The organism is Cryobacterium lactosi (assembly GCF_004403945.1).
Classification (GTDB): Bacteria; Actinomycetota; Actinomycetes; order Actinomycetales; family Microbacteriaceae; genus Cryobacterium; species Cryobacterium lactosi.
Genome location: NZ_SOHM01000031.1, coordinates 476,463 through 491,327, shown reverse-complemented (window position 1 = coordinate 491,327; position 14,865 = coordinate 476,463). Strand labels below are relative to the sequence as shown.

At 71.3% G+C, this 14,865-nt stretch carries 14 protein-coding genes; 8 read left to right on the top strand and 6 right to left on the bottom strand.

The window, feature by feature from the left end; genetic code table 11:
• Nucleotides 1-13 precede the first annotated feature (13 nt).
• Complete coding sequence (sufU, locus tag E3T61_RS15880; RefSeq protein ID WP_134641776.1) at nt 14-508, bottom strand: Fe-S cluster assembly sulfur transfer protein SufU; 495 nt, start codon at nt 506-508, stop codon at nt 14-16.
• Nucleotides 505-1,836, bottom strand: a complete 1,332-nt coding sequence (locus E3T61_RS15875) for an aminotransferase class V-fold PLP-dependent enzyme (RefSeq protein ID WP_134641775.1) — start codon at nt 1,834-1,836, stop codon at nt 505-507. Before E3T61_RS15875 ends, sufU begins: the two co-directional genes overlap by 4 nt.
• A 123-nt stretch (nt 1,837-1,959) precedes the next feature.
• Between E3T61_RS15875 and E3T61_RS15870 the strand changes: the two genes are divergently transcribed.
• The gene (locus E3T61_RS15870; protein WP_134641774.1) at nt 1,960-3,210 is read left to right on the top strand and encodes a ThiF family adenylyltransferase; all 1,251 of its coding nucleotides are present in this window, start codon (nt 1,960-1,962) and stop codon (nt 3,208-3,210) included.
• Between the two features lie 113 nt (nt 3,211-3,323).
• Complete coding sequence (locus E3T61_RS15865; RefSeq protein ID WP_134641773.1) at nt 3,324-5,132, top strand: alkyl/aryl-sulfatase; 1,809 nt, start codon at nt 3,324-3,326, stop codon at nt 5,130-5,132.
• 13 nt (nt 5,133-5,145) lie between these two features.
• Here the strand turns inward: E3T61_RS15865 and E3T61_RS15860 are convergent, their stop codons facing one another.
• Nucleotides 5,146-5,454, bottom strand: coding sequence for a MoaD/ThiS family protein (locus E3T61_RS15860; RefSeq protein ID WP_241992614.1), 309 nt, complete (start codon nt 5,452-5,454; stop codon nt 5,146-5,148).
• The gene (locus E3T61_RS15855; RefSeq protein WP_134641772.1) at nt 5,451-6,035 is read right to left on the bottom strand and encodes a dihydrofolate reductase family protein; all 585 of its coding nucleotides are present in this window, start codon (nt 6,033-6,035) and stop codon (nt 5,451-5,453) included. The genes E3T61_RS15860 and E3T61_RS15855 overlap by 4 nt, the downstream gene beginning before the upstream one ends.
• A gap of 193 nt (nt 6,036-6,228) precedes the next feature.
• On the opposite strand from E3T61_RS15855, the gene E3T61_RS15850 reads away from it, so the two are divergent.
• The 6 genes from E3T61_RS15850 (at nt 6,229) to E3T61_RS15825 (ending at nt 13,048) form a co-directional block, all read left to right on the top strand.
• The gene (locus E3T61_RS15850; protein ID WP_134641771.1) at nt 6,229-7,551 is read left to right on the top strand and encodes a molybdopterin molybdotransferase MoeA; all 1,323 of its coding nucleotides are present in this window, start codon (nt 6,229-6,231) and stop codon (nt 7,549-7,551) included.
• The gene (gene moaC, locus E3T61_RS15845) at nt 7,544-8,050 is read left to right on the top strand and encodes a cyclic pyranopterin monophosphate synthase MoaC (protein WP_134641770.1); all 507 of its coding nucleotides are present in this window, start codon (nt 7,544-7,546) and stop codon (nt 8,048-8,050) included. The genes E3T61_RS15850 and moaC overlap by 8 nt, the downstream gene beginning before the upstream one ends.
• Entirely contained in the window at nt 8,047-8,625 is a 579-nt protein-coding gene (locus E3T61_RS15840) for a MogA/MoaB family molybdenum cofactor biosynthesis protein (RefSeq protein ID WP_134641769.1), read from the top strand. The genes moaC and E3T61_RS15840 overlap by 4 nt, the downstream gene beginning before the upstream one ends.
• The gene (locus E3T61_RS15835; protein ID WP_174777034.1) at nt 8,615-9,100 is read left to right on the top strand and encodes a molybdenum cofactor biosynthesis protein MoaE; all 486 of its coding nucleotides are present in this window, start codon (nt 8,615-8,617) and stop codon (nt 9,098-9,100) included. The genes E3T61_RS15840 and E3T61_RS15835 overlap by 11 nt, the downstream gene beginning before the upstream one ends.
• Nucleotides 9,101-9,371: 271 nt before the next feature.
• On the top strand, nt 9,372-10,223 hold the full coding sequence (locus E3T61_RS15830; RefSeq protein ID WP_134641768.1) for an FAD binding domain-containing protein: 852 nt from the start codon (nt 9,372-9,374) through the stop codon (nt 10,221-10,223).
• The gene (locus tag E3T61_RS15825; RefSeq protein ID WP_134641767.1) at nt 10,220-13,048 is read left to right on the top strand and encodes a molybdopterin-dependent oxidoreductase; all 2,829 of its coding nucleotides are present in this window, start codon (nt 10,220-10,222) and stop codon (nt 13,046-13,048) included. Before E3T61_RS15830 ends, E3T61_RS15825 begins: the two co-directional genes overlap by 4 nt.
• Before the next feature lie 66 nt (nt 13,049-13,114).
• Here E3T61_RS15825 and E3T61_RS15820 read toward each other — a convergent pair whose 3' ends face one another.
• Both E3T61_RS15820 and E3T61_RS15815 read right to left on the bottom strand, forming a co-directional pair.
• Complete coding sequence (locus E3T61_RS15820; protein WP_134641766.1) at nt 13,115-13,600, bottom strand: DUF7144 family membrane protein; 486 nt, start codon at nt 13,598-13,600, stop codon at nt 13,115-13,117.
• Nucleotides 13,601-13,724: 124 nt separating this feature from the next.
• Nucleotides 13,725-14,864 (bottom strand): XdhC family protein, encoded by a 1,140-nt coding sequence (locus E3T61_RS15815; protein WP_134641765.1) that lies wholly within the window; start codon nt 14,862-14,864, stop codon nt 13,725-13,727.
• Nucleotide 14,865 lies beyond the last annotated feature (1 nt).

Sequence of the window (14,865 nt, the reverse complement as noted above, 5' to 3'; positions counted from 1 at the left end):
ACGCGCGCCACGGCTAGCGCAGCTGCAGCAGGGCGGCTTCGAAGGCGACCCAGGGCAGCATCGCGCATTTGACGCGGGCCGGGTACTTGGAGACGCCGGCGAAGGCCGCAGCGTCGCCGAGCACCTCTTCGTCGGGTTCGATGGTGCCGCGGGAGCGCAGCATCTCCCTGAACAGGTCGAGCATCGCTTCGGACTCGCCCACGGTGGTGCCCCGCACAGTGTCGTTCAGCACCGAGGCCGACGCCATCGAAATCGAGCAGCCGACGCCCCGCCAGCCGAAACCCTCGATCCGGGCATCCGCTCCGGTGCCGGTCAGCCCCACCCGCACGGTGATCTCGTCGCCGCAGGTGGTGTTCACCTGGTGCGACTGGGCCTGGCGCAGCCCGCCGGCGGCGCCGGATGCGGCGTCGGCGTCGAGTGCTGACAGCTCGGCCACAGCGCCGTGCGCCGACTTCGCGTGGTCGAGGATGATCTGCTGGTACAGCTGCTGCATGGCGGACGAGGTCATCGGGACACTCCGAAGAACGGGCCGACCTCGGCGAGCACGGCCAGGAACCGGTCGACCTCGTCATCGGTCGTGTACAGGTAGGTGCTGGCGCGGGTGGACGCGGTGACGCCCAGTTTCTTGTGCAGCGGCTGGGCACAGTGGTGGCCGACCCGAACGGCGATGCCGGCCTCGTCGAGGAATTGGCCCACATCGTGCGCGTGCACGCCGGCGACATCCACCGCGGCCAGGCCGATGCGTTCGACCCCGAGACCGGGGCCGAGCAGGCGCACACCGGGAATCGCGGTGACGCCCTCGACGAGCCGGCGACCGAGTTCGGCTTCGCGGGTGCGGATGCGGCCCATGCCGGTGTGGCTGAGGTAGTCGACCGCGCTGGCCAGGGCGATGGCCTGGGAGATCCGCTGGGTGCCGGCCTCGAACCGCTGCGGCGGGGCGAGGAATTCGGCGCCCTGCATGTCGACCGTCGTGATCATCGACCCGCCGGTGAGGAACGGCGGCATCGCGGCCAACAGCTCCGCCTTGCCGTAGAGCACGCCGATGCCGGTGGGGCCGAGCATCTTGTGGCCGGAGAACACCGCGAAGTCAACGTCGAGCGCCGCGAGGTCCAAGGCCAGGTGCGGCGCCGACTGGCAGGCGTCCAGGAACACCAGGGCGTCGACGGCGTGCGCCATCGCCACGAGGTCCTCGATCGGGTTGATGGTGCCCACCACGTTGGACGCGTGCGTCACGGCCAGCAGCCGGGTGCGCGGGTTCAGGATCTCGGCGGCGGCGGCGAGGTCGAGGGTGCCGTCGGGCAGCACCGGGATGAAGCGCAGCGTCGAGCCGGTGCGGAGGGCAAGCTGCTGCCACGGGATGAGGTTGGAGTGGTGCTCCATCTCGGTGACGACGATCTCGTCGCCGGCGCTCAGTCTGAAGCGGGCGGCGGCAGGTCCGCCGAGGCCGAGGGACGCGTTCGAGAAGGAGTACGAGACCAGGTTCACACCCTCGGTGGCGTTGGAGGTCCAGACGATCTCGTTCTCGTCTGCGCCGACGAAGGCGGCCACGGTGGCGCGGGCAGCCTCGAACACCTCGGTGGCGGCGAAGGCCAGGGTGTGTGCGCCACGGTGCACGGCGGCGTTCCGCTGCTCGTAGTACTCCTGCTCGGCCTCCATCACGCTGATCGGGTTCTGCGAGGTCGCGCCCGAGTCGAGGTAGGCCAGCGGATGCCCGTTCACGAGCTGGTGCAGCACCGGGAAGTCGTTGCGGATGCGCAGCACCTCATCGGTGCTGAGCGTCTGGCCCGGCGAGGCCTGATCAGGCGCGGGGGCAGGAGGAGGTGCAACGAACGTCATACTTCAGGGTACCGCCACCTGCCGGGCCCCGGCAGAGGATGACGCCAGGAGGCCGGCCACGATGCCGGCCAACCGTCCCGCCACCCATCAGGCCTAGGCTGGAAGTCAGCAGAAAGGGCCGCCATGCCGCACGTTCCCCTCGTCTCCCCCGGCCCGCCGCTCACGCCGGCCCAGCGCCAACGGTATGCCCGCCAGGTCGCCCTCGAGCAGGTCGGCGACGTCGGCCAGCGCCGTCTCGCTGCCGCCCGGGTGCTGATGATCGGTGCCGGCGGCCTCGGCTCCCCGGTGCTCACCGCCCTGGCAGCGGCGGGCGTCGGCACGATCGGTATCGTGGATTCCGACAGCGTGGAGGTCTCGAACCTGCACCGCCAGACCATCTACACGATGGCCGACCTGGCCCAGCCCAAGGCCGAGGCCGCAGCGGCCGCGCTGCGGGCCCGCAACCCGCTGATCTCCGTTGTGGCGCACCAGACCCGCCTCACCGCCGCCAATGTGCTCGCCCTGATCGCGGACTACGACATCGTGGTCGACGGCACCGACAATTTCGCCACCCGCCACCTCGCCCACGACGCCGCGGCCCTGCTGCACAAGCCGTACATCTGGGGCTCAGTGCTGCGCTTCGACGGCCTGGTCACGACCTTCTGGGTGGACGGGCCGGCCGGGGGCACCCGGCTGGAGGACCTGTTCCCGACCACGCCCGGCGCCGACGAGGCCGAGACCTGCGCCATGGCCGGTGTGCTCGGCTCGGTGTGCGCCGGTGTCGGCGCCATGATGGCCACCGAGGCCCTCAAGCTCATCGTGGGATTCGGCGAACCACTGTTCGGCCGACTGCTGGTGCTCGACGGTCTTGACGCCTCCTGGCGCGACGTCCCATACGGCACGGCCGCGCCTGCTACCGCGGCCACGACTGGCAACGCCGCACCGACCGCCGCCGTGAACCTCGAGCCGAGCGCCGATGCCGTCCCGCCACGCGACACCAGCCACAGCCAGGTGCACGCCCACCCCATCCCGGTTCCGCAGGGCCCCGGCGCGCCGGTGCCGGACGAGGTCAGCTCCGCCGAGCTTGCCGACCTGCTGGCCGACCGCAGGGAGGGCTCCGCCGACTTCGTGCTCGTCGACATCCGGGAGCCCTGGGAGCGGGACATCGTCGCCATCGACGGATCGGCCCTGGTGCCGATGGCGCAGCTGCTCACCGACGAGGCACGCACCGTGATGGAGCCAGAGGACAGAGTCATCCTGTACTGCCACCACGGCACCCGGTCCGAATACGCCCGCGGGGTGCTCCGCGACAACGGCTGGTCCGATGTCACCCATCTCGCGGGCGGCATCGACGACTGGGTGCGCCGGATCGAACCGGACAAGCCCCGGTACTGACCAGCGGATCCGCCCGGCGGATGCGCGGGGTGGTTGCCGGGCGGCGGCCCGGTTATGGTGTGCCCAACGGGGCGCGAGGATCCACGTCCACTGGCGACAGAGAGGCGGTCATCATGGGCGATGGCAAACGTGTGAGCGACAGAGCGGCGACGGACGAGGAGGCGGCCGACCGGGGCTTCCTCGGCACCCTCGACCCCCTGGTCATCAAGGCCACGGACGGCCGCGTGGTCTGGGAGATGGAATCGCTCGACTTCCTGGCCGGTGCGGGATCGGAGAATGTCGACGACGGGCTCTGGCGCCAGAGCGCCTTGACCGCCAAACACGGCCTCTACCAGGTGACCGAGGGCATCTATCAGGTGCGCGGTTTCGACCTCTCGAACATGACGATCGTCGAGGGCACCCGCGGGGTCATCGTGATCGACCCGCTCATCTCGGCGGAGACCGCGGCGGCCGCACTCGAGCTGTATCGCAGCCACCGTGGTGACCGCCCGGTGACCGCGATCGTCTACACCCACGCTCACGTCGACCACTTCGGCGGTGTGCTCGGCGTGGTCGAGCCCGACGCCGGCATCCCGGTCGTCGCGCCGGAGCACTTCCTCGACAACGCCGTGTCGGAGAACGTCTACGCCGGAACGGCGATGTTCCGCCGCGGCTACTACTACGACGGCCATCCGCTGGCCCGGAACTCTGCCGGCCGGGTCGGTATCGGCCTGGGTGCGGGCGCCTCGACCGGCAGCATCGGCCTGATCGTGCCCACCCTCGACATCACGGCGACGGGCCAGGAGGAGGTGCTCGACGGCGTGCGGATCGTGTTCCAGCTCACCCCCGGCACAGAGTGCCCGTCGGAGATGAACCTGTACTTCCCAAAGCAGCGGGCGCTGTGCATGGCCGAGAACGCCACCCACACCATGCACAACCTGCTCACCCTGCGTGGCGCCCAGGTGCGGGATGCGCGCATGTGGTCGCGCTACCTGGGCGAAGCGATCGAGATGTTCGGGTATCGCTCCGACGTTGAATTCGCCTCGCACCACTGGCCGACCTGGGGCACCGCGGCCATCGTCACCTTCCTCACCGAGCAGCGCGACACCTATGCCTATCTGCACGACCAGACCGTGCGCCTGATGAACCAGGGCCAGACCGGCAGCGAGATCGCCGAGGACTTCGAGATGCCGCCGTCGCTGGCCGACCGCTGGCACACGCACGGGTTCTACGGTTCGGTCAGTCATAACGTCAAGGCGATCTACCAGCGGTATCTCGGCTGGTACGACGGCAATCCCGCACACCTGTGGCAGCATCCGCCGACCGCGGCGGCCACCCGCTACGTCGACGTCATGGGCGGGGTCGCGGCGACGCTCCAACACGCCAGGCGGTACCTGGATGCCGGTGACCTGCGGTTTGCCGTGGAGCTGGCCAGCCACGCGGTCTTCGCCGACCCCGGCGACGACGCGGCGCGGGACCTGTTGGCCACCGGCCTTGAGCGGCTCGGGTTCGGCGCCGAGAACGCCACCTGGCGCAATGTGTTCCTCACCGGGGCGACCGAGCTGCGCTACGGTGTGGGCCGCAACGACATCAGCGCCGGCGGCTTGCTCAGCGCGCTCACCGTCACCCAGCTCTTCGACACCCTGGCGATCCGGCTGGTGGGGCCCAGGTCCTGGAACGAGAGCTTCGCGATCAACTGGGTGATCACCGACACGCGGGAATTATACAGGCTAGAGCTCAGCCACGGAGCGCTGGTGCATTTCCCGATCGCGAAGCCGCGACAGGCGGACCTGAATGTGCGGATCACCCACGCCCGGCTGGCCCAGGCCGTGGCCGGCGGCTCGTTCAGCGGGGTCGACATGACCGGCGACACCGGTGTGCTGCCGAGGCTGTTCGCGCTGCTGGACAGCCCGGATCCGGCCTTCGCCGTCGTGACCCCGTAGCGGAAGGGCCTGTTCAACCGCCGGCGAACGGCGGCAGCACGTCGAGCCGGTCACCCTCGTCGAGCAGACGACCCCTGTCTGCGGTGGCCGTGCCGTTCAGGATGAAGGAGCAGCGGGCGAAGACCTGAGGCGACGTGCTGCCGAGCTCGTCGAGGAACACGCCGATGGTGGCCCCGTCGGGCAGTTCGCGGGTCTCTTCCGCCACCCCTGTCGCCGCCTTGGCTGCGGCGTAGTAGCGCACCTGCACCTGCATGGTCGTGAACCCTTTCGTCGGCGGCCGGGTCGACGTGCCGACCCGGTCGGTCCAGCCTACGACGGTCACCACTCCGGGGCGGCGCGCAGGGCGTAGTGCAACTCGACCAGGCCGTCGTCGAAGGTCTGCGCCCCGCGCAGGTCGAGCACGGCCGGGTCGGTGTCGGCGGGAAACACTCCGCGGCCGGCACCGATCACGACGGGCATCACCACCAGGCGCACCTCGTCCACCTCCCCGGCGGCGAAGAACGCGCGGCTGAGGCTGAGGCTGCCCCACAGCACCACGACTCCCTGGTTCTCGGCCTTGATCCGGCGGATGGCCTCGACGGCATCGCCGGACTCCAGCGTCGCCGCGGGCAGGTCGCCCCACGGCGCTTGGCTGAGGGTGCGGGAGAAGACATGCCGCCGCAGGGCATTGAGCGGACCGGTGAGCACTTCGTCCGCCGCTTCCGGAGTGGGCCAGTAGCCCACGAACAGTCGATAGGTGTTGGCGCCGAGCACCATCGCGTCGACGCCGTCGAGCCACTCCAGCTGGCTGCGGTCGAACTCGTCGGTGCGGCCGTCGAGCAGTTCGTAGGCCGTGAACTCGTTGTCGAGGTTGGCCGCGAACCCGTCGAGAGTCACGAACTGCTGCACCACGAGGTGTCCCATGATTCGCCCTTCCGCCGTCCGGCGCCACAGCCGGCACGCAGCCGGCACGAAGCAAGCGCCGGACCCTGGCACCGTGTATCCGAGGCACGATACGCCCCGCCGTGGCCCCCTTCAAGCACCCGACCGGGCCCGGTGTTCTGCCCCGGCCGCCCGCGCACGGTTTCGCCAGAGCGAACTGCGGCAAGATGGTGGCATGAACGCGCGCACGATCGACCAGCACCGGGACGCCGTTCTGAGCCTTCTCGCGCCGTTGTTCCGTGACCGCGCCACCGAGAAGCTCCCCCTCTCGAGCCTGACAACCGACGTCGACAGCTATCGGGGCCGGATCCTAGCGCAGGCCGTCGACTCCCCCGTGGCGCTGCCTCCCTTCGACAACTCGCAGATGGACGGCTACGCCGTGCGCACCGAGGACCTCGCGGCCGCCGCGGCGCTCTCGCCGACGACTCTCGCGGTGGCCGGCCGAATCGCCGCCGGCGACGCGGGCGGGCGCCTGCGGCCCGGTACCGCCGCCCCGATCATGACGGGCGCACCGATCCCGGCCGGCGCGGATGCCGTCGTGCCGATCGAGCAGGCCGATCCGCCGCGCTTCCAGCCGCCGGAATCCGACGGCTCGGCTGCGAGCGTCTCATTCCACGCCCCCGTTCCGGTCGGCTCGTTCGTGCGGATCACCGGCAGCGATGTGCATCAAGGCGACAGGCTCCTCGACGCGGGAACCCGGCTCGGCCCGGCCCAGTATGGTGTGCTCGCGGGAGCCGGCCTGACGTCGGCCACCGTGCTGCGGCGCATCCGGGTGCTGCTGATGGCCACCGGCCACGAGATCCGCGAGCCCGGTGAGAGCCTCGCCGCGGGTCAGATCTACGACTCGAACAGCGTCATCCTCGGCCAGGCCCTGCGGGATGCCGGCTGCACGGTGACCGTCGCACCCTGCCGTTCCGACGACGCCGACGACTTCCTCGCCCTTCTCGCCGAGGCGCCGGAGGTGGATCTCATCGTCACCGTCGGCGGGGTCAGCGCCGGAGCCCGCGAGGTGGTGCGCGATGCCCTGGGCCCACTCGGAGTGACCTTCCAGCACGTCGCCATGCAACCCGGCGGACCGCAGGGGCTCGGCGAGATCCGTCGCCCGCGCGCCGGGAGCAGAGTCCCGGACAGCAGAGTCCCGGACAGCACTGTCCCGGGCGGCACAGTCCCGGTCATCACCTTCCCGGGCAACCCGGTCAGCGCGCTGGTCTCGTTCGAAGTCTTCCTGCGCCCCGTGCTACGCCGTCTCGCCGGGATGCCCCGGCCCGACCGGGACCTGCGGCGCGCGCCCCTCGCCGCGCCCGTCGACTCGCCGGCCGGTAAACACCAACTGCGCCGCGGCATCCTGCGCCCCGACGGCGCACTCGACCTGGTGGGCGGTGCGAGCTCGCACCTCCTGCACGCCTATGCCACCGCGACGGCGCTCGTGCACCTGCCCGTCGGGGTCGGCAGCGTCGCCGCGGGCGAACCCGTGGATTATTGGAGTATCGATGACTGAGATCCCGTCCGAGAACACCCCGGCGTCGCCCGCCCGGCTCAGCCATGTGCGCGCCGACGGCGCCGCCCTCATGGTGGACGTGACCGACAAGCCCGTCACAAAACGGCGCGCGACGGCCACGGCCACGTTGATCACCCGGCCTGACGTGATCGCCCTGCTCGTGGCCGGCGAACTGCCCAAGGGCGAGGCCCTGGCCGTGGCCCGGGTGGCCGGCATCATGGGCGCCAAGCAGACCTCCGCCTTGATTCCGCTGTGCCACCCCCTGCCGCTCAGCGGCGCCACGATCGATTTCGCACCGGGCGAAGACCGGGTCGTCCTCACCGCGACGGTGAAGACCACCGGCGTGACCGGTGTCGAAATGGAGGCGCTGACCGCCGTGTCGGTGGCCGCCCTCACCCTGTACGACATGATCAAGGCCGTGGACAAGCACGCGGTGATCACCGACACCCGGGTCCTGGCGAAGTCCGGCGGCAAGAGCGGCGATTGGAGCACCGAATGACGGCCGCGAAGCCGACCACCGGGCGCACCGGTCAGGTCATCGTGGCGTCGACCCGGGCCGCCGCCGGTGTCTACACCGATCGCACGGGCCCCGTCATCGACGCTTGGCTCCGCGCCCACGGCTGGCTGGTCCTGGACCGCGCCGTGGTCGCCGACGGTGAACCCGTGGGCGACGCCCTGGCCGCGGCCGTCGAGGCCGGGCTCGACCTGGTCATCACGACCGGCGGCACCGGAGTGAGCCCCACCGACCAGACGCCGGAGCAGACCCTGCCGCTGCTGGAAAGACAACTGCCCGGCATCATGGAGGAGCTGCGCCGCCGCGGCACGGCCGCCACCCCGCTCGCCGTGCTCTCCCGGGGTTACGCCGGAATCGCCGGCGGCCGCACCGTGGTGATCAACCTGCCCGGCTCCACCGGCGGTGTGCAGGACGGCCTGGCCGTCCTCGGCGAGATCCTCGACCACCTCATCGACCAGGTGCGCGGCGCCGACCACACCACCGCACCGACCGGCACCGGCCACCCGCCCAAGGCGCACACGGGCTCCGCCGAACCCAAGGACCCCCGACATGGCCACTGATCCCACCCCACCCGCCGACAGCGCAGCGCAAGCCGGCAACACAGCGCCAGGTTCGCCGGTGCTGTTCGCCCGCGTCGACGACACCCCGATCACCGTCGACGAGTGCACGGATGCCGTGGGCGACGCCACGGCCGGCGCCGTCGTGTCGTTCGCCGGCGTGGTGCGCAACCACGACGAGGACCGCGGCGTCACCTGGCTGCGCTACAGCGCCCATCCGAGCGCTCAGGCGGTGCTGGAGGAGGTCGCCCGCGACGTGGCCCTGAGGCACCCCGGCTGCCGGATCGCGGCCGCCCACCGGGTGGGCGACCTGGCCATCGGCGACGTGGCGCTGGCCTGCGCCGTGGCCTCCGCGCACCGCGCGGAGGCGTTCGCGGCCTGCGCCGCCCTCGTCGACGAGATCAAGGCCCGGGTGCCCATTTGGAAGGAACAGGGCTTCACCGACGGCAGCACGGAGTGGGTCGCCGCCCTCGGCTGACCTGCCCGCCGCAACTGTTCCCCATGCGGACGATTGCGTCTGGCGCGCCGGACGCAATCGTCCGCACGGGCAACAATGGGAGCCCGATCACCCCGCAAAACTGTGGATCGGCTGAGCGGCGCCGGGGCGGTTTACATGGCCGACACAATGCTGCGCTTGACTAGGGATGTCGGCGCCCGCATGGGCGCCCCTCGGCGGTGCCCACAGGCCCGGCGACACCCTGGTTGCAGCGCACCTACGATGCCGGCAACCACGACTTTTTGGAGACCGGATGGACCTGACCACCGTGGCAACCATCACCCCGGCCCGCACCCGCGCCGACCTCGCCGCGCTCAGCGCGACCGTCGTGCCGCTGGCCGGCGGCTCCGAACTCTTCGCCGACCCCCGCATCCACCTCACCGGCCTCGTCGACCTGCAGACCCTGGGCTGGCCCGCGCTCACCGTCACCCCCGACGGCCTCGAGATCGCCGCCACCTGCACCCTCGCCGAGCTGGCGCGGATGCCCGCGGCGCCCGGCTGGGTCGCCCACCCGGTCTTCCACCAGGCCTGCACGGCCCTGTACGGTTCGTTCAAGGTCTGGAACGTGGCCACAATCGGCGGCAACCTGTGCACCTCGCTGCCCGCAGGTCCGATGATCTGCCTCACCGCCGCCCTCGACGCCGAGGTACTGATCTGGCGCGCCGACGGCACCGACGAGCTGATGCCGGCCGTCGAATTCGTCACCGGCAACACCACCAACGTTCTCGAACCCGGCGACGTGCTGCGCTCCATCCGGGTGCCGGCTGCCGCCCTGGCCGCCCGCACCGCGTACCGCAAGATCGCCCTGTCCCCGCTCGGCCGCTCCGGCGCGGTGCTGATCGGCCGGCTGGACACCGACGGCGCCTTCGTGCTCACCGTGACCGGCGGCACCGTGCGCCCGGTCCAACTGCGCTACCCCGACCTGCCCGACCCGGCCGCGCTGGCCGCGGACATCGCGCGCATCGACGCCTGGTTCACGGATGCGCACGGCGCCGCGGACTGGCGCCGTGCCGTCAGCGGCCTGCTCGGCGAGGAGATCCGCCTGGAGTTGGCCACGCCGACCCTCCCTGCCGCCCCCGGCGCCGATGATGAGAGCCGCGCATGAAACTGACCGTGAACGGCAACCCGGTCGACGCACCGGCCCAGGCCGGCCAAGCGCTCCGCACGTACCTCCGCGCACAGGAACACTTCGAGGTGAAGAAGGGCTGCGACACCGGCGACTGCGGGGCCTGCTCGGTGCTCGTCGACGGAACCCCCGTACACTCGTGCATCTACCCTGCCTACAGGGCCGAGGGTCACGACGTCACCACCGCCACCGGCATCGGCGGTCCGGAGAACCTGGCCCCCATCCAGCAGCGCTTCATCGACGCGGCCGGCTTCCAGTGCGGCTTCTGCACGCCCGGCATGGTCGTGACGGCGTCCACCATCCAGGAGCACCAGCTGGACGACCTGCCCCGCCTGCTCAAGGGCAACCTGTGCCGGTGCACGGGCTACCGGGCCATCGACGACGCCATCCGCGACCGGCACACGCCGGCCGACGGCTGCGGACACAACCACGAGCAGCCAGCGGATGCGGCCCACCCCGCGGCCGCGCCGGTCTCCGGTCTCGGTCCCGTGCGCCCCACCCGGCGACCTAACCAGCCCCGCACCACCGCCACCGACGGCCGGGTCGGCGGATCGCTCCGCGCCCCCGCCGCCGCGCGAGTGGTCAGCGGCCAGGAGCCGTACACCCTCGACGTCTCGGTGCCCGGCCTGCTGCACCTCGCGGTGCTCCGCAGCCCGCACGCCCATGCCCGCATCAGCTCCATCGACGACACCGCCGCCCGAGCCCTGCCCGGGGTGCACGCCGTGCTCAGCCACGGTGACTCCCCCGCCACCCTGTACTCCTCGGCCCGGCACGAGAGCCGGCTCGACGACCCGGACGACAGCCTGGTCTTCGACTCCGTGCTGCGGCACCGCGGCCAGCGGGTCGCCGCCGTGGTCGCCGACTCGGTGGCCATCGCCGAGCACGCCTGCCGGCTGCTCGCGGTGGAGTACGAGGTGCTGCCAGCGGTCTTCGACCCCGCCGACGCTCTGAAGCCCGGCGCCCCGCTCGTCCACGGCGACAAGGATGCCCAGGCCAGCCGCGTGGCCGACCCCTCCCGGAACCTGGTCGCCGAGCTGCACGGCGAGTACGGCGACGTGGCGGCGGGCCTCGCCGCCGCCGACACCGTGGTCACCGGCACCTGGCAGACCCAGCGGGTCGCCCACACCCAGCTCGAGACGCACGCCACCATCGGCGCTCTGGAGGACGAGCGGCTCGTGCTGCGCACGAGCTCCCAGGTACCGTTCCTGGTGCAGAAGGAGATCAGCCGGATCTTCGACCTCGACCTCGCGGCGGTCCGCGTCTTCACCGCCCGCGTCGGCGGCGGCTTCGGCGGCAAGCAGGAGATCCTCACCGAGGACGTCGTCACCCTCGCCGTGCTGAAAACTGGCCGGCCCGTGCAGTACGAGTTCACCCGCACCGACGAGCTCGCCGCCTCCCCGGCCCGGCACCCGATGCGGGTCGGCGTCACCCTGGGCGCCACCAGCGACGGCCGGCTCACGGCCCTGGCCATCGACGTGCTCTCCGACACCGGCTCCTACGGCAACCACGCCCCCGGCGTGATGTTCCACGGCACCAGCGAGTCCGTGGCCCTGTACAACGTGCCCAACAAGCGGGTGGATGCCCAGGCCGTCTACACGAACAACCCGCCGTCGGGCGCCTTCCGTGGCTACGGCCTGGGCCAGGTCATCTACGGCATCGAGTGCGCCCTCGACGAACTCGCCGCCGAGTTGGGCATCAACCCGTTCGACCTCCGCCGGATCAACTCGGTGCGCCCCGGCGACCCCCTCGTGGTGACCCACCAGGAGGGCGACGACATCGGCTTCGCCAGCTACGGCCTTGACCAGTGCCTCGACCTCGCCCAGGCCGCCCTGGCCCGCGGCAACGGGGTGGCCGCACCGGCCGGCGCCGACTGGCGGGTGGGCGAGGGCATGGCGTCGTCGATGATCGCGACGACACCGCCACGCGGCCACTTCTCCCAGGCCACCATCACGGTGGACCGGGACGGAGAGTACCTGGTGCGGGTGGGCACCGCCGAGTTCGGCAACGGCACCACCACTGTGCACACGCAGATCGCGGCGACGGCGCTGAACACCAGCCCGAGCCAGATCCGAATCCTGCAGTCGGACACCGATACCGCCGGCTATGACACCGGCGCCTTCGGGTCGGCCGGCGTGGTGGTGGCGGGCAAGGCCGTGCACGGCGCGGCGGTGCAGCTGGCCGGCCTGCTGCGCGAGAAGGCGGCCCGGCTCACCGGCCGGCCCGCCGGGGACTTCGTGTTGGCCGCCGACGGCCTCCGCGCCGGCGAGGTCTTCGTCCCGTTGGCCGACCTGGCCGGTCCGGACGGCCTCACCGGCGAGGGTCTGACCGGCATCGGCCGCGAGGACGGCGCCCGCCGCTCTCTGGCGTTCAACGTGCACGCGTTCAGGGTGGCGGTGAACACCGCCACCGGTGAGGTGCGGATGCTGCAGTCGATCCAGACCGCGGATGCGGGGTTCGTGATGAACCCCGAACAGTGCCGCGGCCAGATCGAGGGTGGGGTGGCCCAGGCCATCGGCACCGCGCTCTACGAGGAACTCATCCTCGACGGCGCCGGAACCGTTCTGACCTCCGTGCTGCGGAACTATCACATTCCGCAGTTGGCAGACCTGCCGGTCACTGAGGTGTACTTCGCGGACACCGCCGACGACCTGGGACCGTACGGCGCCAAGTCAATGAGCGAGTCGCCGTACAACCCGGTGGCGCCGGCGCTGGCCAACGCGGTGCGGGATGCCCTCGGCGTGCGGTCGTATGAACTGCCGATGTCCCGCGACCGCCTGTGGCGGCTGATGAACAGTGGCACCTGACGACCAGCGGCACGTGGCGAACAGTGCGCCGACTGGCCCCCTCTGGTAGCGGGGCCAGCCGGTCGGTCACTCCTCGTCGCTGGTCGCGCGGGTCCGGCTCGCCGTGATCGGCTTCATCTCGCTGCCGTGCATGGTCACCGCGTAGATCACCAGAACATCGATGGCGATCATGGTCAGCGACCAGAGCGGGTACGCGCCGAGGAAGGCGATGTTCACCAGGGCGCTGCCGAAGGCCAGGATGATCGCGATGACGCGTGCCCACATCTGCCCGGCGAGCAGGGCTACGCCGGCCAGGATCACCACGGCGCCCAGGATCGTGTGAACCCAGCCCCAGGTCGTGTAGTCGACCTGCACCACCAGCCCCTCCTGTCCGACGAGGTAGTAGGTGTCCTGGAAAAGGGCGACCAGGCCCTGGATGACGTGGAACGCGCCCATCATCAACATCATGACGCCGGCGAAGACTATCCAGCCGGTCCAGCCCGAGGTGCCGCCGTAGTTGTCCATGGTTTCGGCACCGGTCGTGGTGCTCTGTGCCTGGCGTGTGGTGGTCATAATGCTTCCTCCATTCAGTGGACTCGACGAGCACGCTAGTGCGCGGGCGCGCCCGTTTCGTCCCCCGAATGGGGTGAGGGCTGGAGCAAAACCCCCGGTCAGCCTGGGGAGGGAATCTGAGTTGTCAGGACGAGGGGTGGATCGGCCCCTGCCGGTCGCGGAGCGGAACGCCGGATGCTCCGGTGCGTGCCGCGAGCACCTCGGCGAGGATCGACACGGCGGTCTCTTCCGGGCTGCTGGCGCCGAGGTCCAGGCCGATGGGCGAGTGCAGCCTGGCCAGGTCCGCGGCGGCGACACCCGCCTCCTGCAGCCGCTGCATCCGCCGTTCGTGGGTGCGCCGTGAGCCCATGGCACCCGCGTACGCGACGTCGAGGCTCAGAGCCGTGCTGAGCAGCGGCAGGTCGAACTTCTCGTCGTGGGTGAGCACGCAGATCACGGTGCGGGCATCGGTGTGGGTGCGGGCGAGGTAGTCGGTGGGCCATTCGACCACGACCTCCGCCGCGGTCGGGAAGCGTTCGGGGGTGGCGAACACGGCGCGCGCGTCACAGATGGTGACCCGATAGCCGAGCAGCGATGCCGCGGCCGACAGGGCGCTCGCGAAGTCCACGGCGCCGAAGATCAGGCAGCGCGGCGGGGCCTGGGCAACGAGGTAGAGCACCCGGCTGGTCACGCCGTCGCAGTCGACGGTGCCGACGGTGCTCTGGCCGCTGGCGACGCCCGCACGTAGTCCGGCCCGGATGCGCCGCACGGCGTCGGCGTCCAGCCCGTTGGAGTGTTCACCGCCGGCCGAATCCCCTGGGCCGCCGAGGCCGTCGGCGCCGGCGGCGTCCGGCCCCAGCATCAGGCCGGCCCCCGTCCCGGCGACCACCAGCGCCAGCCCGGCGGCCTGGCCGGCAGCGGCTCGCTCCAGCTGGGCCCGGACCGCATCGGGCAGGGCGTTGCGCTGCCCCGCCGGGGCGAACTCGGCCAGGAACACCTCGACGGTGCCTCCGCAGGAAAGCCCGACGGCGAAGGCGTCGTCGTCGCTGACCCCGAATTCGGTGAGTTGCCCCAGGCCGGTGTCGAGCACCTCCTGGGCGCTCTCGTAGATTGCACCCTCCACGCAGCCGCCCGAGATACTGCCGATCACGGTGCCGGCGTCGGTGACGGCCATGGCCGTGCCGAGTGTGCGCGGTGCGCTGCCGAGCACCCTGGTCACCGTCGCAACGGCCACCCGGCGCCCTGTTGCGAGGGCGTCCAGGAGCTCTCCGGCGATCTCGAGCACG